Origin of the sequence: Streptomyces sp. NPDC001787, from assembly GCF_040297465.1 — a bacterium.
Lineage (GTDB): Bacteria > Actinomycetota > Actinomycetes > Streptomycetales > Streptomycetaceae > Streptomyces.
Map to the genome: position 1 here is coordinate 20,377 of NZ_JBEOZE010000012.1, position 18,361 is coordinate 38,737.

An 18,361-nucleotide genomic window follows, 5' to 3' on the forward strand; every position below is an offset into this window, starting at 1 on the left:
GGTCAGCTGCCTCCGAGCCGGAAGAGGGAACCGGCGGTACGGGCGAGCACGCACGCGTCCTGCCAGAGCGACCAGGTCTCGATGTAGCGGTTGTCGAAGCGCGCCCGCTCCTCGATCGAGGTGTCGCCGCGCAGACCGTTCACCTGTGCGAGACCGGTGATGCCGACGGGCATCCGGTGACGGGCCTGGTAGCCGGGATGCGCCCGGCTGAACTGTGCGACGAAGAAGGGGCGTTCGGGACGGGGGCCGACCAGGCTCATGTCGCCGCGCAGGACGTTCCACAGCTGCGGCAGCTCGTCGAGCGACGTGCGGCGCAGCAGCCGGCCCGCCGCGCTCATACGCTGATCGGCGGAGACGTTCCACCGGGTGGCCGACTCGTGGGCGTCGGCCGGCCGCAGCGTACGGAACTTGAGCAGGACGAACGGCCGGCCGTGCCGCCCCACGCGCTCCTGGCGGAAGATGACGCCCGGCCCGTCGGAGAGCCGCACCGCCAGGGCGCAGAGCGCCAGCAGCGGTGCCACCGCGACCAGGACCAGCGCGGCCAGTACGGCGTCCAGGGCCCGCTTGACCGCGTAGGTCACCGGCCGCCGGTCCGTGCTGTGCAGCGCGTAGGCGGCGAAGCCCCACAGATGGTCCGGGCCGGGCCGGGCCGGGTGCGGGGTGACGGCCCCGGTTCCGGGGCTGTTGATCAGCCAGACCCGGCAGCCGTGTCCGGCGAACAGCCCGAAGAGAGCCGCACCCTCGGGGCTCGACTCGGGCGGTGCGGTGAAGACCGCGTCCCGCACACCGTTCTGGACGACCGCACGGCTCACCTCCTCCAGCGTCACCAGGGTGGGCAGGGGGACGGCGCCGGGCGCGGGCGTGGTGAACGCCTCGTCCGGGGCGGCGGCGGGGACGAACCGGCCGACCGGCCGCAGCCCGTACTCGGGGTGGGCGAACAGGGCCGCCGTGACCTGCTGTGCGGTCGTGCCGTGGCCCACGACGACGGTGGACCGGGGGTTTCTGGCACCGGACCGCAGACGCGCGCGGTGGGCCCCGGCCCGTGCGGCCCCGCACAGCAGCGTCTGCGTCACCGCCGCCGCGGCCAGCGTCGGCCAGCCGATCGCGTGACGCGGGTCCCACGCCGCGAGCACCTCGGCGCTCGCGTACCACTGGAGCAGGGCGAGGCCGAGGAGCGCGGGCAGCTCGGACAGCGCCGAGGGGGACAGCCCCTGCCGGTACAGCCCCCGGTAGGCGTGCAGCGTCAGCTGGACCGCGGCCTGGACGGCGAGCGAGGGCGAGGGCCACGGCACCGGGGAGAACAGCGCCGTCGTGACGCCCACCGCGATTCCGTCGGCGAGCAGGAGCCACACCACCGGGCCGTACCGGCCCGCGCCGCGCGGGCGGCGCGTCACCTGGGCGCGGCCCCCGCTCCTTCGCGGCGGATGAACCGTGTGTGCCTGTACGGCTGTTGCCTGGGCGGCGCCGGGGGCCGGTGCACTCTCCGTGGTCATCGCTCGGTGCGCTTCCTCATCGTGGGGCCGGACAAGCCGACGAGTTCCTGGTAGATCCCGGCGACCGCCGCCGCGGTCCGCCTGACGTCGAAGGCCGCTCGCGTGTGGCGCTGGACGCTGCGGGACAGGGCGTTTCTCAGCGCCGGATCGGTGAGCAGGACGGTGAGCGCCGCGGCGAGCGCCGCCGGGTCCTCCGGCGGCACGATGCAGTGCGCCTCGCCCCCGGGCGGGAGGCTCTCCCGGGCGCCGTTGACGTCGGACATCACGACGGGCCGGCCGCAGGCCATGGCCTCCAGGGGTGCCAGCGCCATCCCCTCCCAGCGGGAGGGCAGGACGAGGACGTCCGCCGCGTGGATCCACGGCCGCACATCGTCGCTGGCCCCGGTGAACAGCACTCCGGCGGGGGCCGCGGCCAGCAGGCTGTCCCGGGCGGGTCCGTCGCCCACCAGGACGAGCCGGGCACCCTCGACCCGCATCCGCCGCCAGGCCCGCAACAGCACGTCCTGGCCCTTCTGCCGGCTCAGGCGGCCGACGCAGACGACCAGCGGGGCGCCGGCCGCGACGCCGGTCAGCGGCGGGAGGGCGGCGCGGGCCGACCGGCGGTCCGCGGGGGCACCCGGGCGGAAGCGGCCCAGGTCGATCCCGTTGTGGATCACCGACCAGCGGGCGGTGATGCCCGCCTCCCGGCCGGTGCGGAGCTCGGATTCGCTGACGCACAGGATGTGGTCGGCCCAACGAGCGCCGAAACGCTCCCACTTCAGTGCGAGATCCGCGGTGCGGCCGCCCACGGCCTCGAACGACCAGGCATGCGGCTGGAAGACGGTGGGCACCCGGCCGCGTACGGCGATACGCCCGGCCAGACCCGCCTTGGCGCTGTGCGCGTGGACCACATCAGGGCGGCATTCCCGGACCAGCCGGGCCGCGGCGGTGACCTCTCCGGCCAGCCGGGGGCCGGGGGTGCGTACCGCGGGCCAGCTGTGGACCAGCGCCCCCGCCGCCGCCGCTTCGGCGGCCAGCGGTCCGGCGGGCGGGCAGGCCACCACCGGCCGCAGACCGGCGCGGGCCTGCGCGCGGACGAGGTCGGTGACGACCCGGGCCACGCCACCGTCCACCGGCTGTACCAAATGAAGGACCGTCAATTGTCTTTCTTCAGTGCAACGCTTATGCAGCACGGCTGGCTCTCTTCTTACGTGCCGCCGGAGTACGGGCTCGAAAAGCCCCGGCGGCAGGAGTTTCAGGCGACGGTGATCCGGCCGCCGAAGAGGGTGGGCGGACGGACAGCCGAGTAGGAGAGACCGCATCCGTGAGGCCGTTCCACGACTTCTTGGATGTGACGTCCCGTGACGTCAACTTCGGAATCAATCCGGTGAGTAAAGACGAAGTGCACTTTGGCAGACCGGAGGCCGAAAGGCGTGTGTGACTCGCTCACGCGTCATCGCGGGGAACACCCGAATGGCAGCCCGTGGCCAGCTCTGTTCGGAGTGCGTTGAGCCTTTTGGAGTCAGTGTTCCCGGGGTTCCACCGGGCGATGCGGGGAGGTCACGGCAGCATTTTCACCCGGACGCGGGGCACATTTCGCTGCCTGTGTTTCACTCTTCCCGCGCGGCGTCCCTGCGGCCGTTCGCCTCAATATCTGTAAGGCGCATCATTCATTCGGCCGGTAGGTCGCCTTCGTCCGCCGAAGCGCGCGGAGGGCGTGCGTAGTACGTGGAATACAGGCCGTCCTCGATATCGCGGAAGAACGCCGGCCAGGGCCCTTCGGGGGAGAGCGCGCCCGGGTCCGCGGCGGCGAACTCGGCGCGGATCCGATCGGTGAAGCGGGCGAGTTCGGCGTACGGCGTGACCCAGTCCTCACAGGACTCGCCCTCGGCGCGAAGCTGCTGACGGAGCAACAGTTCCAGCAGACGGCGGAGCGACGACAGGTCCGTGTGCACGGGGCGGAAGTCCCCGGGGAAGAGCGCGACCTCGTCGGGGTAGGCGTACACCGTGCCGTCGCCCAGGTGGAGAAAGAGGTACCAGCCCTGTACGGCCCCGAAGAGCAGCAGGTCGCCGAACTCGCGTTCCGCGATCTCGACCGTGTCGCCGAGGTCCACCAGGCGGGACCCGCCCACGGTGCAGTCGTCCGCCGCGAGCGCCGGGGCCATCGCGAACGGGCGCTGGGGAAACCCCGTCCCGCAGAGGGCCTGGAGGTCCTGCGGCCGGCGCACCACGCCGGCGAGGGCCTCGGGCGAGGCCCGTACCCAGCGGGACTCCGGCACGCCGGGGCGCGGCTCCTCGTCGCCGACCTCGAAGATCATGAGCTGTGTCCCCTCCGCCGCGGCCCCGTCCCGGACCGGACACCCCGGGCCGCGACGCCCGCCATGATCTCAGGCGGCGTCGCGGCCCGGGAATCCGGCCCGGCGGTGCTCAAGGGGCGGTGCGGAGCGGGCCGGTGCGCACCGGGGCGGCAGCCGGAGGGGGCGGCCTCCTCACCCGGTGCGCCGGACGAGGAAGGGCAGGAGCGCGAGGATCTCCTCGTGGGCCGCCGGCGCGAGCGGAACACGCTCCAGACAGTCGCGGGCGGACGCCAGGTTCTCGTGCGCCTCGGCGAGGGCGGCGGCGCGTCCCCCGGCGTCCTCGACCAGTCCGGCCGCCCGGCGGCAGGCCTCTTCGCCGAGCGGTCCGCCGGTGCTCAGGAGCGTGTCCAGCCGACGGGCGGCGGGGTGGCCCGAGGCCAGCGCCGCGAGGACGGGGAAGGTCTTCTTGCGGCGGCGCAGATCGCTGTGCACCGGCTTGCCCGTCGCCGCCGGGTCGCCCCAGATGCCGAGCAGGTCGTCCACGGCCTGGAACGCCACCCCGAGGTGCCGGCCCGCCCGGTCCAGCGCGTCGGCGGTGCCGCCCGGCGCCCCGGCCAGTTCGGCGCCCAGTGCGGCCGCGCAGCCCAGCAGCGCACCGGTCTTGTTCTCGGCCATCGACCGGTACTCCTGCGGGCGCACCGCACCCGTACCCGTCCAGGGCCGCGACTCGAAGAGCAGGTCCTCCGCCTGACCGCGCACCAGGTCGCTCAGCGCCGAGGCCAGCCGCCGCACCGCCGGGGCACCGTACCCGCCGGGTGCGTCCGCCAGCGTCTGCACCGCCAGGGCGAACAGCGCGTCCCCCGCGAGAACGGCCGGGCCGGTGCCGTACGCCTTCCACACGGTGGGGCGCTGCCGGCGCGTCTCGTCGCCGTCCATGATGTCGTCGTGCAGCAGCGAGAACGTATGGATCAGCTCGACGGCCACCGCGCCGACGACCGCGTCCTCGCCCGGCCCACCGGCGGCCTCGGCGCCGAGCACCGCCAGTGCCTGGCGCAGTCCCTTGCCCTGCGGGCCGGGCAGCGGGCTGCCGTCCACGTCGCTCCAGCCCAGCGAGAAGGCGGCCATCCCGGCGTGCCAGGGGTGCAGACGCTGGACGGCCCGGGAGAGCGCCGGACGCACGAGGTCGCGGCAACGGGTCAGAACCAGGGGCGCGGTGTCCGGCAGGGTGACAGGGGCGGTCATCGTCGGCCGCTCCCGTCGCCGCTCGGCGCCACGTCGAGTTCGGCGTACGCCTTGTCGACCATGTCACGGGCGTTGAGCAGGCCGATCCGGTCGAGCGTCCGGCGCAGCTCGTCCAGTTCCGCGACGGTTTCGTGCCGGTCGCGGCCGAGACGGGCGCGGGACTTCACCAGACCGAGCCGGGCCAGTGCCTCGCCCCGCGGCTCGCTCATCTCGCGGAACTCCGCGAGCGCCTGCTCGTAGACCTCCCGGGCCTCCTCGTACCGGCCCGCGCGGAAGAGCACGTTGGCGCGCATCTTGTGGTTGTAGGCGAGCGCGCTGGACAGCTTCATCTCACGACAGGTGCTCTCGGCCTCCGAGAGCAGGGTGAGCGCGCGCTCCGTGTCCCCGTCGCGCACGGAGATGATGTCGGCTATCCCGCGCAGCGCCCAGGCGCGTCCGCGCCAGTCGTCCGCGTTCCGCGCCAGCTGGGCCGCCTCCTCGAACATCTCCAGGGCCGTGTCGAGCGAGCCCGTGTTGCGGTGGATCTGCGCGATGCCCTCCAGCGCCCACACGGTGTGCCGGGCCTCGCCGCGTGCGCGGGCCTCGGCGAGCAACTGCTCGTGCAGGGCCGCGACGGTCCCGTAGTCGCCCTGGATACGCCCCGTCTCGGCGAGACCGGCGAGTGAGTAGCCGCGGGCCACGACATCCCCGCCGCGCTTGCCCATGTCGGCGGCGAGCCCGAGCAGCCGGAACGCGAGCCGCAGGGCGCCCCGTTGCCGGGCCAGTGTGCCGCCGCTCCACAGCGCCCAGGCCATGGCCCCGAGGTCCTCGGCCGAACGCGCGGCGCGGTAGCTGGCCTTCCAGGCCAGGTCCGCCTCCGCCACATGGCCGAGCCGGCGGTGCGCCTCGGCCACGGCGAGACCGGCACGCGCCACCTCCGCCTGCGAGCCGGAGGCCTCGGCGTCCGCCAAGTGACGGATGCCCTCGGCGAGTACATCGGTCAAGGAGGAGTTCACCGACATCTTGGTGAGAGCACCTTGGTACTCGGGCGCCAGTGCTTTGCTCTGCATGGGTGCCTTTCGTGCGTCCGGTCCGGCCGCGGCACGGCTATGCAGGTGATGTATACACGGAGTGCATAGCGGTGGGTCGCTCGGAGCCGGAACTGGTGGGGGGTGGACGCCGCGTGTCCTGTGCGGCGGTCCGTCCTGTCGTGGATCAAGACGGCAGTCGCACGTCATGGGTTGCTCGCCGCCCCCAAATGTCTTGCCGGGATACGGATTCGGGACACCGGGGGAACGTCCTGCCGCGGAGCGCCGCCGTACGGCGCCCTGCCACGCCGTACGCGAGGGGGCGCGCCCGCCGGGGACGAGAGCCTCTACGCTGACCGCATGCCGAACCAGGTGCCGATGAGCGAGGCGGTCCGCGCGGTGCTGGGCACGCCCGCGCGATCCACCGTGCTGGAGAGCAGCCCCCGGACCAGGGTGTGGCGGGTCGGACTCCGCGACGGCGGGCGGGTGATCGTCAAGCAGATCGCCGACGGCGGCGACGCCACGCGTAGTGCCGACGCCCGCTTCGCCCGCGAGACCACCGCGCTGCGGCTCGCCGCGCGGGCGCCCCTGCCGGGCGTCGCTCCCGCGCTGCTCGCCACGGACCCGCCGAACCGGGTGATGGTCCTGGAGTACGTGGAAGGGCTCGGCCCGGCCGCCGACTGGCTCCCGGAGTACGCCGATTCGCTCGCCCGGCTGCACGCGCTCACCGGCCCGCGGGACGCGGGCGCCCTGCCCGCGTGGTCCGGTCCCACGGCCGGGGACGCCGAGTCCTTCCTCGCGTTCGCCCGCGCCCTCGACGTGCCCGTCCCGCCCCGGGTGCCGGACGAACTCGCCTCGCTGCTCGACCGGCTGGATCCCGCCCCCCACCACGCGCTGCTGCACGGCGACCCCTGCCCCGGCAACGACCTGCGCACCCTCACGGGAGTCCGCTTCATCGACTTCGAGCAGGCCTCCCTCGGGAACGGACTCGTCGAACTGGCCTATCTGCGGATCGGGTTCCCGACCTGCTGGTGCGCCATGTCGGTGGCGCCCGCGCCGCTCGCGGAGGCGGAGGACGTCTACCGCTCCACCTGGCGGACGCTGACGGGCACGGACGTACCGGGCGACCTCGCGGACGCCTGCGCGGGCTGGCTGATCCGCGGTGACGCGCTGGTCGAGCGGGCCCACCGGGAATCGGCCGATCACCTCGCCCGGGTACCCGCGGAGGACTTCCTGTGGGGATACGTCTCGGCCCGGGAGCGGCTGCTGCACCGGCTGGGGGCGGTCGCCGCACTCACCGCGGACCATGAACACCTGCACGGCCTCGGCCGGTTGTGCGCCGGCCTCCTCGCTCGCGCGACGCACCGGTGGCCGGGCCTGCGCCCGCTGCCCGAGCAGGACGCACGGCCCTGGTCCTGACCGCGAGCGCGAGGTCCGGCCGGGCACTGCCCGCCGGACCTCGCGCCGACACGGCGCCCGCGCGCCCGCCGGTTCACGCGTAGGCGCGGACCCCCACGATCCGTGCGTGCCGCGCGCCGTTCGTCGCGTCCACCCGCACCCGCAGCGCGGTGGCCGGGCGACGCGGGAAGCGGTGGACACGGTGGCGCCGGCGGTTGTCCGTCTCCTCGGCGACCGTCTGCCACACGCCGTCCACCAGCACCTCGACGCGGTAGTCCCGCGCCAGCTCCGGCATGATCTCGAACCGCGTGCGGTGCAGATGCAGATTGTTCAGGTACTCATCCACATCGTCGTCCAGGACCAGCTGTACGCTGCCCAGCTCGACGGGGGAGTCCCAGTCGAGCCGCAGCCAGGCCGCCCCCTCCTCGGCGGCCTGCCACAACTGCGGTCCGGCATACGGCCGCTGGTAGCCGCCGACGGTCTTCCCCGGGGCGTACGCGGCCGTCGGACCGGCCCGGAAGCAGAAGCTGCGCCGGCGCAGCCCGCGCGCCACCCACTCGGTGACCAGCTCGGCGCCGTCCTCCGGCGAGACCGGGATGAGCGGATCGGGATCCGGCTCGTCGGGCAGTCTGCGGCTGAGACAGAGGACCCCGGTCCGCCGTTCGTCCGAGAGGCGCAGCGCGGCGTCGGGGTCCGCCCGGACGATCACGACGGCGTTGCGGGGCTCCTCCGGGTGCCAGCTGAGCGGAACGCTGACCCACTGGCCCTGCCCGGCCGCGACCTCGACGGCGTGCGCCGACAACTGACGTACCGGAACGGCGTTCTCACCGCGCACCGTGTCCCACAGCTCGATGTGCAGGGTGGTGCCGGCCCCGGCGTCGACGAGCAGCTCGAACCCGTCGAGGGACGGATCCACCGGCAGCACGACGGCCAGGTCGTGGTCCAGCGGATACGGCTCGGTCCCCGGTCCCGGCTCGACGGACAGCCGCTCCACGGTGCTCGACGCACTCACCCGCGCCGCCCGCGCCAGGTCGTCCGGGTCGGTGTTGCGCACCCCGACCAGCGAGGCGTCCTGACGCAGCAGCACCTGCTGGAGGCGCCGGTCCGCGGCCAGTTCGCGCGGGGTCACGCCGTCCCGTACACAGAGCGCGGCACCCGTTCCCGCGGCCTCCCCGAGCGTCGCGCAGGTCGCCATCACCCGGGTCGTCCCGAAGGCGATGTGGGTGGCGGAGATGTTGCGTCCCGCGAAGAGGAGATTGCGGACATTGCGCGAGTACAGGCTGCGGAAGGGAATGTGGTAGACCCCGTCGGGATGGATCTGATGGGCGCCCGGCTTGGTCGCGTACATGCCCTGCACCGGATGCAGATCGATCGACCAGCCGCCGAACGCGACCCGGTCCTCGAAGGGTTCCTGCGCCATGACCTCGGTCTGCGTCAGCACATGGTCGCCGAGGAAGCGGCGGTACTCGCGTTTGCCGGGCACGGAACCCACCCACTCCAGGGTCAGCCGGTCCGCGTCGAACTTCCCCGAGTTCTTGATGTGGTCCCAGATCCCGTGGATCACGGACCACAGTTCGTCACGGATGCGCTCGTTGTCGTGCACGGTGTCGAGCTCGCCGCCCCACTCGATCCACCAGTAGTCGCAGCCGTTGTCGCCGGTCCGGATCAGCCGGTGCTCGGGAATCGGTGTGTCGAGGATGTTCTTCGCGAAGGACGGCGGCACGAACTTCACCGGGTGCCCGGCGTCCTTGGTGTAGAAGAGGATCGTCGAGCCGAGGAGTTCCCCGTCGGGGGTGTCCGGTGCCCAGCGCTCCCCGTACTCCTCCCGGGACTCCCGGCCGACGCGGTGGTCGGCGCCCGCCAGATGCCCGACCAGACCGTCGCCCGTGCAGTCGAGGAAGACCGGTCCGGTGAAGGTGATCAGCCGCTCCGAGCCCATCGTCCACCCGGTGACCGAGGTGATCGTGCGCTCGGCGGCCGAGCCGGTGGCCGCGACCTCGCGGACGTCCGTGTTGAGGAACAGCGACACATTCGGCTCGGCGCGCAGCGCGTCCAGGACCACCTGGTCCCAGTAGTACGGGTTTCCCTCGGGGTTGCGGTACTGGTTCTCCAGGTACAGCTCGCCCATGATGCCCGTCTCGCGGGCCCACCGCTGGGTGCCGTGCGCGGTCGCCCCGCACACCCACACCCGGACCTCACTGCTCGAATTTCCGCCCGGTACGGGGCGGTTGTGGACCAGGGCGACGCGCTGCCCCAGCCTGGCGGCGGCGATGGCCGCGCAGACACCCGCGAGGCCCCCGCCGATGACGGTGACATCGCTGTCCACGGTCTCTTCACGCATGACGTGAACGATCCTCTCTCCATGAATCCCTGCTCGGAAAGCTCAACTGCCGTGCGGGTGCGCGGGGGTGGGGGATCACGCCCCACCCCCACGGGCGCTACGGGGCGAGAAGGTTCGGCGACAGACGGGGCGACGGCGGTGCCGCGCCGTCGAGCGTCGCGGAGTGCAGCGCGGCGTGCTCCTCGCGGGACACGACCGACCGGCCCCCGCGCAGCGTCAGACGGTTCCCCCGCGGGGTCGTCCAGCGGAGCTCGGCGCAGGCGCCCGCCGCCACCACCTCGGGCGCGGATCCGGGCTCGCCGCCGTCGTCGGTACCGCCGGTGACGGGGGTGAGGGAGAGCGTCCCCGCCGCGAACGCCTCGCCCGCCGCCTGCCAGTCGAGCTCGACCGGGGCCGCGCTCTCGAAGAACACGACCTCGATCCGTACGCCGTCCTCGCGCGGGATGAGCCGCGCCGTCGGCGTACGGCCGCCGAAACCGCCCCCGGCCAGCCGGAAGTCGAGCTTCGCCGTCCCGAGGTCCACCACGACGCCGTCGGTGAACGCGGCGGCCCGCGGTAGGGGCGGAGCGCCGATCGCGTCCACCACCAGGCGCAGCGAACGGGCCCGGAACCGGTCGCCCGGCCGGATCATGTCGAGGTGGTGGTGGCGGTCGCCCGCGGGGCAGGCGAAGCCCGTCATCCAGGCCACGTGCGGACCGCTCTGCACGGTGCCGATGACGCCGGAGGCGAAGTCGAAGTCCTCCGCGCCGTCGTCCTTCACGAGATGGACGTGCACATGCCCCGCCCCGCCGTCCGGCCGTACCCAGTGGCCGAACAGCGGGCGCCGCTGCAGCCAGGTGTCCTGGTGGTTCACGCTGCCGAGCGTGGTGACCCGGTCCAGCCAGGTGGTGCCCGTCTCGGGGGACGGGCTCTCCAGGAACAGCTCCCGGTGCTCGTGCTCGCTCTCCAGCTCCAGGAGCCGGGGGCGGGCCCAGTCGGGCATCCGGTAGTCCACGCAGGCGTGCACCCCCTCCAGCAGACCGGTCGGGGCCGCTTCGCCGGCCGGGCCGCCCACCAGGCCCCGGGTCGCCTTCACCAGGTGGGGCGGCGCGCCCAGGTCATTGCTGTAGCAGCGGGCCATCGGGCCGGACAGCTGACCGGTCGCAGGGTGCCAGCGGGCCAGGAAGTGTTCCCACAGCCGGTCGTGCAGCCGCTCGTTGACGGCCAGCACCTCCTCGTCCCGGACGTGTTCCCTGATCAGCGTCAGGGTCTGGATGACGACGCCCCAGTAGGACGGGCTGTTGAACTCGGTGAAGCTGCCGGTGGTGTCGATCGCCTCCGCGAGTCGCGCCATGCGCTCCTTGCCGTACGCGAACACCGCCTCGTCGCCGAGGACCCTGCCGGCCGCGAGCGTGACGAACGTGCCCATAGCGGCGACGTTCGTGTACGTCAGATGGACGTTCCTGCGGATGATGGAGGCGGCCGCGTGCCGCAGCGACTCGTGCACCTCGCGCAGCACGGGGGCCGGCAGCCGCTCCCCGTGCCGGGCGTGGATCAGGAGCAGGTGGATGCCGAGGAAGTCCGCCCAGTTCCAGTCCGCCGGGTCCATCCGGTCGGCCGGTTCCTCGGCGTAGTAGCCCCAGATGCCGTAGGTGTCGCTCGCCGTCGACCGGTCCTGGAGCCGGGCGACCTCCAGGATCACGGAGTGGGCGCGTTCGGCGTCGCCGGCGCCGTCCCGTTCCAGCAGCAGCAGAGCGTAGTGCAGGGAGTTGCGCGTGGGGTGTGCGGGACCGCCCTTGATGTTGGTGTGGATGGGGTTGTACGGGGCCTCGACCTGCAGCAGGTTCGCCTCGGCGTCCCAGCAGCGGTCGCCCTCGGCGAGGGCCGCACGCAGCAGGGAACGGTCGTACTCGGCGGCCGACCAGGCAGGGTGCACGGGATGTCCTCCAGCTCGCGATCGCCTCTCCGGCGATCTCGGAAACGCTTGGGAAACGTTTTCCAGAGGCTAAGCCGATGTCAACGCCCCGGCAAGGGTCCAATGGTGGAACCGAGGCAGGAAGTCCGCACCGTACCCATTGACGCGGCGATATGTCGCGAGGCAAGGTGACCCCGGCTGGAAAACGCTTTCCGGCTGGTTCCCGCTCTGCCCCTGAAGGAGTTCCCGATGAGACCCTCCCTGCGCACCGCCCTGACGGGCATCACCGCCGGTGCGCTCGTCTGCGTGCTTGCGTCGTGCTCCGATGCGGGCAGCGGAGCCGCTGCCGACGGCACGGTGACCATCACCGTCTCGGGCCGCCCCCCGGCCACCAACGCCGCCGCGCTGAAGACCTTCGAGACACGGGTCGCCGCGTTCGAGAAGGCCAACCCCAAGATCCGGGTGAAGACGAACGAGTACCAGTACGACCAGCAGAGCTTCCAGACCAAGGTGGGCGGCGGAAGCCTGGAGACCGTCGTCAGGGTACCGCTCACGGAGATGTCGGGGCTGATCAAGCGCAAGCAGATCTCGGACGTCACCGCGGAGTTCGGGCAGCTGAAGAACGGCGACCAGTTCAACGACGCCGTGCTCGCCGCGGCCAAGGGGCAGGACGGCAAGATCTATGGCGTACCCACCGAGGAGTACGCCATGGGCCTCCTCTACAACCGGGACCTCTTCGAGAAGGCCGGACTCGATCCCGAGAACCCGCCCAGGACCTGGTCCGAGGTCCGCACGGCCGCCAAGGCGATCACGGACAGGACCGACGCCGTCGGCTACGCCCAGGCGACCAAGGAGAACGCCGGCGGCTGGATGCTGACCGCCATGACGTACTCCCACGGCGACGACATGCAGAAGAAGACCGGCGCCAGGTGGGCCAACTCCTTCGACGCCCCCGGCAGCGGAGCCGAGAAGTCCCTGGACCTGCTGCGGCAGATGCGCTGGTCGGACGGGTCGATGGGCAAGAACCACCTGCGCAGCATCACCGACATCGAGAAGGACTTCTCCGCGGGCAAGATCGGTATGGCGGTCACCGGACCGACCGCGGTCAACCACTATGTGCAGCAGTACAAGGGCGACCCGCAGACGGTGGGGCTGTCCGCCATGCCCGTGGACGGTTCCGCGCGGCGCACCCTGGCCGGCGGCAACGTCGCGGTGATCAGTCCGAAGGCGAGTCCCCAGGAGCGGGCTGCCGCACTGAAGTTCATCGACTTCTACTACCTGACGACCAAGTACGACCCGGAGATCGCGGGCGCGGACGCGGCGGCCAGGAAGAAGGACGGCGGCGTCGTCGGCGTCCCGGTCGTGCCGTTCTACAAGCCCGCCGTCTCCGACCCCGTCGACGCCGCGGTCAACAAGCAGGCCAATACGCCGGTCGCGCACTTCGCCCTGTACACCCAGGCCCTCAAGGAATTCGAGCTGGTCGTCGAGCCGCCCATCGAGGCGCAGAACGTCTACAAGGCCCTCGACAGCGCCGTACAGGCCGTACTGACCCGTGAGGACGCCGACCCGGCCGAGCAGCTGAAGAAGGCCGCCGGACAGGTCAAGTCCCAGGTGGAGCGGGCCCAGCGCTGAGCACCGCCGCACAAAACGCTTGAGGAGCCGTCAATGAGCAGGTCGGACGCGCCACCGGCGCCCGCCGGGGACCGCACACCGAAAGACCGCACACCGATGAACCGTTCCGTGAAGTCCACCGCGCCCCGGCCGGGCGAGCCGGACGGGCCGCCGCAGTACGCCTCCCCGCGTCGCGGCGGCCCGGCGGAACGCTTCGTCCACTGGGTCAGGCAGGGGGGCATCACCACCATCCTGTTCGGCCTGCCGATGGTGCTGTGCTTCGCCTACTTCTCCTGGTGGCCGATCGTCCAGAGCGTGCGGCTCAGTTTCCAGCAGACCAATCTGGTCGGGCCCGCCCAGTGGGTGGGCCTGGACAACTTCCGTACGGTGCTGGACGACCCGCTGCTGTGGACGGCGGTCGGGAACACCGCGCTGTTCGCCGTGCTGGCCCTGGTGATCGGCTTCCCCGTACCCCTGTTCCTCGCCGTCCTCATCGCCGAACTGCGCCGGGGCGGAACCCTGTTCCGGATCCTCGCCTACCTTCCGGTGGCGATTCCCCCGGTGGTCTCGGTGCTGCTCTGGAAATGGTTCTACGACCCGGACGCCGGCCTGTTCAACCAATTGCTCGCCCATGTCGGGCTCGGCCCCTACCCATGGCTCCAGTCCACCGACACCGCCATGCTGTCGATCGTCCTGGAGGCCACCTGGGCCGGCTTCGGCTCCACGGTGATCATCTACCTGGCGGCCCTCGGCTCGGTGCCGAGCGAGCTGTACGAGGCCGCCGAGATCGACGGTGCGGGCATCTGGCGCAGGGTCTGGCACATCACCCTGCCGTCACTGCGCGGCGTCATCCTGATCATGCTGCTGCTCCAGGTCATCGGGACCCTCCAGGTGTTCACCGAACCCTTCGTGATGACGGACGGCGGGCCCGAGGACTCCACCCTCACCGTCCTGATGCTGATCTACAACTACGCCTTCCAGAACGGCGACTACGGGGCGGCGACCGCCCTCAGCGTGCTCCTGGCCCTCGTGCTCGGCGCGCTCTCGGCGGTCTATCTGCGGGCGACGAGGAGCTGGAGCAACTGATGGCCGTCACCACACCCACCCGCCCCCGGGCCAGGAAGCGCGCCGAGGAGAGCTCCCGCGGGCTGATCTCCTCGGCCGACCGCCGGCGGACCTCCGTACGCACCTCGCTGCTGTCCGTCCAGGGGCTCTCCCTGCTCCTGCTGATCGCCTTCGGTGCCGCCCCGCTGTACTGGACCTTCAAGGGCGCCGTCTCGCCGACCCAGGAGCTGCTGCGCGACCCGCTGGCGCTCTGGCCCGGCAACGCGCAGTGGGACAACCTCTCCCGCGCCTGGACCGAACTCCAGGTCGGCCAGTACCTCTGGAACACGGTGGTCCTGGTGACCGGCTCGGTCGTCGCCCACCTCTTCATCGCCACCACCGGCGGCTACGTCCTGTCCGTCCTGCGGCCCAAGTGGGCCACGCCGGTGCGGTGGATGGTGCTCGCCACCCTCTTCATCCCCGGCTCGATCTCCCTGGTCGCGCTCTACCTCACCGTGCTCGACCTGCCCGGCCTCGGCATCTCGCTCGCCAACAGCCCCTGGGGCGTCTGGCTGCCGCACGCGGCCAGCGCCTTCACGGTGCTGATCGTGATGAAGTTCTTCGACGGCATCCCGCGCGAACTGTTCGAGGCCGCCCGCGTCGACGGCGCGGGCCCGCTGATCATCTTCCGCCGGATCGTGCTGCCCATGTCGCGGCCGATCCTCGCGGTGGTGACCCTGCTGACGGTCATGAGTTCCTGGAAGGACTTCCTCTGGCCCCTGATCGTCATCCCGGACACCGAGAAGCAGCCCATCTCCGCCGCACTGCCGCGCCTCGCGGAGACGGCGGAACAGTCACTGCTCATCGCCGGGATGCTGCTCGCCATCCTGCCCCCCGTCGTCCTGTTCCTGATCTTCCAGCGGCAGATCGTACGGGGCGGGGGAGGCTTCACCGGCCTCAAGGGATGAGAACCACCCGGGCACCCACGCGGCACCCTCCGCGCGGGCCGGCGGCGGCAGCGGTGCGCGCCGGCGGACCTGGCCGGTGTGCTCCGCCGGGGTACAGCCGACGGAGCACACCACCGCCCGGGAAACCAACCCGAACGCACCGCACCGATCCGATCGAGAGGACACCTCGATGGAACAGAACGGCACGATCCGGTCCGGAACCCCGGCTCCGGCCAGAGTAATGGGCCGCACCCGGCATCCCGCCGCGTGGGGCGGCGCCGCGGCCCTGCTCGGCTGCCTGCTGGCGGCAGCGCCGCTGCCCGGCACGGCACCCTCCGCCCACGCGGCGGCGGCCACGCTCACCGTCACCTCGCCCGACCTCTTCTTCGTCAAGGGCCAGGCGAAGATCACCCTCACCTCCGACCAGGCCTCGGTGTCCTGGAAGGCCGTCGACGACCAGGGCGTCACCGTCGCCTCCGGCACCGCGCCGGTGACGGGCGGCACCGCCACCGTGGACGCCACCGGGCTGGGCAACGGCTACTACACGCTCACGGCGACCGCGGGCACCACGACCCGCACCGTGAACCTCGGCGTGGTGAGCGCGCTCGCCGGCCATGAGCAGAAGGACCCCCGCTTCGGCACCGGCATCCACTACGGATGGAACGACGGCGACGACCAGAAGCTGCTGCGCTCGGTCAAGCTGATGGGGATGCACGGGATCCGGTCCGACATCAACTGGAGCGCGATCGAGAAGACTCCCGGCCAGTACGCCTGGAGCAACTACAGCACCGACCAGCACATCCCGTACGCGAAGAGCCTGGGCCTGGTCTCCCTGCCGATCTCCGGCTACCGCAACCCCAACTACGACAGCAACAGGACACCCGCCTCGCCGGCCGCGCTGGAGGCGTACGGGAAGTACACCGCCGGCATCGTGGAGAAGTACCAGCAGTCCTCGAAGGAGGTCGAGATCTACAACGAGTACAACTCGACCGGCTTCAACAACGGCACCTGCGGCATCTCCGCCGACTGCTACCTCCAGATGCTCAAGGCGACCTACGGCAAGGTGCACGCCAAGGTCGAGGACGCCACCGTCGTCGGCGGGGGCCTGGCCGGCCTCCAGCCCGACTGGCTGAAGCGGCTCTACGCCCTCAAGGGGCTGGACTACATGGACGCCCTCAGCGTCCACCACTACGGCTACCCGAGCCCGCCCGAGCAGGCCCTGGCGAGACTGCCGCAGGTGCGGGCCGATCTGGACGCGGCGGGCGGCGAGGACTTCCCGCTGTGGATGACCGAGAACGGCTACCCCACCCACGCCGACGGTGTCAGCCAGGCCGCCCAGGCCGCCTATGTGCCGCGCGCCCAGATCTTCTCCTTCGCCTCCGGCGTCGACCGCTACTACTGGTACGACCTCACCAACGACGGCACCGACGCCAACAACAAGGAACACAACTTCGGCGCGTTCAAGCGTCCCACCACCGGCGTCGCGGCCTGGCAGCCCAAGCCGTCCGTGGTCACCGAGAGCGTCCTGATCCGCCAGCTCGCCGGCCGCGCCTACGCGGGCCGTGACGACGCCGGATCCGCCGACGTCCGCTCGTACCGCTTCGGCACCGGGGCCTCCACGGTCCGCGCGCTGTACACGACCGCCGCGACCCCGGGGACCGTCCAGCTCGCGGCCACCGGTCCGGTCACCGTCAGCGACCAGATGGGCCGTGAGAAGACCTATGTCCCGGTCGGCGGCAAGGTGCAGCTCGGCATCGACGACAAGGTGCTGTACGTCAAGGGCGCGGTGAGCGCCGTCACGACCGTCGCCGCCCCCGCCTTCTCCCTCGAACTCCCCGGGCGCACCAACACGGAGGAGTCCGTCACCGCGGTGCTCAAGGTCGACCGCACCAAGGGGCAGCCCGCCTTCTCGCCGCTGTTCGACTTCCGCATCGCGGGGAAGACCTACCGGGTGCAGGCGAAGCCCGGCACGGTGACCCGCAGGACCATCGACCTGCCCACCTCGGCGCTGACCGGCACGCGTTCGGTCAGCGGCACCGTCGGCCTCGGCCCGGTCAACCTCGGCCGGATCACCAGCGACACCGTCGTGGTGCCCCCGACCGAGGTCACCTTCGACCCGGTGGTGAAGAAGGCCGAACCCTTCGCCGCCGCGCTGAAGGTCACCGTCACCAACAACCGCGCCCGCTCCGCACTCGACCTCACCAAGCTGGAGTGGCAGGTCAACCAGGACACCGCGTACCTGGACCGCGGCACCATCGCGGGGCCGATCGAGGTCGGTGCCGAGGACAAGGTCTCGTACACGGTCGACGCGCGCAACGTGAAGCCGTGGAACCGCTACTGGACGGCCGCCTACCTCAGCACCCCCGACGGCGCCAGGAACCCGGTGGGAGCCTGGAACGGCTGGGGCGCGGTGCAGCCCGCCGGCACCAGCACCACCCCGCCCATCGACCTGGCCACCCACGCAGGCAAGCACTACGCGGCCGGCTACCGGGGCGAGGCCGACCTCTCCGGCACGATGCGCCCGCAGTACACCGACGCCGGGCTCGTCCTGAAGGGCGAGTTCACCGACAACGCCCTCCACCAGCCCGCCACCAGCGCCGAGAACATGTGGCAGGGCGACAGCCTCCAGTTCGCCGTCACCCCCGAGGTCCCGGGCCGCAGCCGTCAGTACGTCGAGATCGGCGCCTCCCTCGTCGGCGGCAAGCCCCAGGTGTACACCTGGCGTCCGCCGGCCGGCCAGAGCGCCGGAATCACCCCCGGCGCGACCGCGCAGATCACCCGTGAAGGCACCACCACCCGCTACACGGTGACCGTCCCCTGGGCCTCCCTCGGCCTCAGCGGCAAGCCGGCCGCCTCCATCGGACTCGGCTTCGTCGTCAACGACTCCGACAACGACGGACGGGGCCGCGGCTGGTTCGAGTGGGGCGGCTCCATCGCCAACAACTCCAAGACCGCCTCCGGCCTGCGGGCCGTCCAGCTGACCGACTGACCGGACGCGACGACCGCGGCCCGGTCCGATGAAGGACCGCTCCCCATGAACCGGCGGGGCCGGGTGCACCTGACAGCACCCGGCCCCGCTGCTCCATGTCGTACGACCGGCACCGAAGA

Annotated in this window: 12 protein-coding genes; 5 read left to right on the forward strand and 7 right to left on the reverse strand. The window is 71.9% G+C overall.

Annotated features, from left to right (window positions below; all coding sequences use genetic code 11):
• Window positions 1-2 precede the first annotated feature (2 nt).
• The 5 genes from ABT170_RS18370 to ABT170_RS18390 all read right to left on the reverse strand — a co-directional run bounded on the left by ABT170_RS18370 (window position 3) and on the right by ABT170_RS18390 (window position 6,060).
• The gene (locus ABT170_RS18370) at window positions 3-1,493 is read right to left on the reverse strand and encodes an exopolysaccharide biosynthesis polyprenyl glycosylphosphotransferase (RefSeq protein WP_351868520.1); all 1,491 of its coding nucleotides are present in this window, start codon (window positions 1,491-1,493) and stop codon (window positions 3-5) included.
• The gene (locus ABT170_RS18375; protein ID WP_351868523.1) at window positions 1,490-2,665 is read right to left on the reverse strand and encodes a glycosyltransferase family 4 protein; all 1,176 of its coding nucleotides are present in this window, start codon (window positions 2,663-2,665) and stop codon (window positions 1,490-1,492) included. Before ABT170_RS18375 ends, ABT170_RS18370 begins: the two co-directional genes overlap by 4 nt.
• A 477-nt stretch (window positions 2,666-3,142) precedes the next feature.
• The gene (locus ABT170_RS18380; RefSeq protein WP_329947047.1) at window positions 3,143-3,790 is read right to left on the reverse strand and encodes an SUKH-4 family immunity protein; all 648 of its coding nucleotides are present in this window, start codon (window positions 3,788-3,790) and stop codon (window positions 3,143-3,145) included.
• Between the two features lie 171 nt (window positions 3,791-3,961).
• A complete protein-coding gene (locus ABT170_RS18385; RefSeq protein ID WP_351868526.1) occupies window positions 3,962-5,011 on the reverse strand; it encodes a polyprenyl synthetase family protein in 1,050 nt (349 codons plus the stop codon).
• Complete coding sequence (locus ABT170_RS18390) at window positions 5,008-6,060, reverse strand: tetratricopeptide repeat protein (RefSeq protein WP_329947045.1); 1,053 nt, start codon at window positions 6,058-6,060, stop codon at window positions 5,008-5,010. The genes ABT170_RS18385 and ABT170_RS18390 overlap by 4 nt, the downstream gene beginning before the upstream one ends.
• Window positions 6,061-6,378: 318 nt before the next feature.
• Between ABT170_RS18390 and ABT170_RS18395 the strand changes: the two genes are divergently transcribed.
• Entirely contained in the window at window positions 6,379-7,437 is a 1,059-nt protein-coding gene (locus ABT170_RS18395) for a phosphotransferase family protein (RefSeq protein ID WP_351868529.1), read from the forward strand.
• A gap of 73 nt (window positions 7,438-7,510) precedes the next feature.
• On the opposite strand, the gene ABT170_RS18400 is transcribed toward ABT170_RS18395, so the two are convergent.
• Entirely contained in the window at window positions 7,511-9,757 is a 2,247-nt protein-coding gene (locus ABT170_RS18400; RefSeq protein ID WP_351868532.1) for an FAD-dependent oxidoreductase, read from the reverse strand.
• Window positions 9,758-9,854: 97 nt separating this feature from the next.
• The gene (locus tag ABT170_RS18405; RefSeq protein ID WP_329947042.1) at window positions 9,855-11,672 is read right to left on the reverse strand and encodes a DUF8769 domain-containing protein; all 1,818 of its coding nucleotides are present in this window, start codon (window positions 11,670-11,672) and stop codon (window positions 9,855-9,857) included.
• Between the two features lie 228 nt (window positions 11,673-11,900).
• Between ABT170_RS18405 and ABT170_RS18410 the strand changes: the two genes are divergently transcribed.
• The 4 genes from ABT170_RS18410 to ABT170_RS18425 all read left to right on the forward strand — a co-directional run bounded on the left by ABT170_RS18410 (window position 11,901) and on the right by ABT170_RS18425 (window position 18,242).
• Window positions 11,901-13,283, forward strand: coding sequence for an ABC transporter substrate-binding protein (locus tag ABT170_RS18410; RefSeq protein WP_329947041.1), 1,383 nt, complete (start codon window positions 11,901-11,903; stop codon window positions 13,281-13,283).
• Between the two features lie 96 nt (window positions 13,284-13,379).
• Window positions 13,380-14,348 (forward strand): carbohydrate ABC transporter permease, encoded by a 969-nt coding sequence (locus ABT170_RS18415; RefSeq protein ID WP_351868536.1) that lies wholly within the window; start codon window positions 13,380-13,382, stop codon window positions 14,346-14,348.
• Window positions 14,348-15,274, forward strand: coding sequence for a carbohydrate ABC transporter permease (locus ABT170_RS18420; RefSeq protein WP_329947039.1), 927 nt, complete (start codon window positions 14,348-14,350; stop codon window positions 15,272-15,274). The genes ABT170_RS18415 and ABT170_RS18420 overlap by 1 nt, the downstream gene beginning before the upstream one ends.
• A 169-nt stretch (window positions 15,275-15,443) precedes the next feature.
• Window positions 15,444-18,242, forward strand: coding sequence for a hypothetical protein (locus ABT170_RS18425; RefSeq protein ID WP_351868539.1), 2,799 nt, complete (start codon window positions 15,444-15,446; stop codon window positions 18,240-18,242).
• Window positions 18,243-18,361 lie beyond the last annotated feature (119 nt).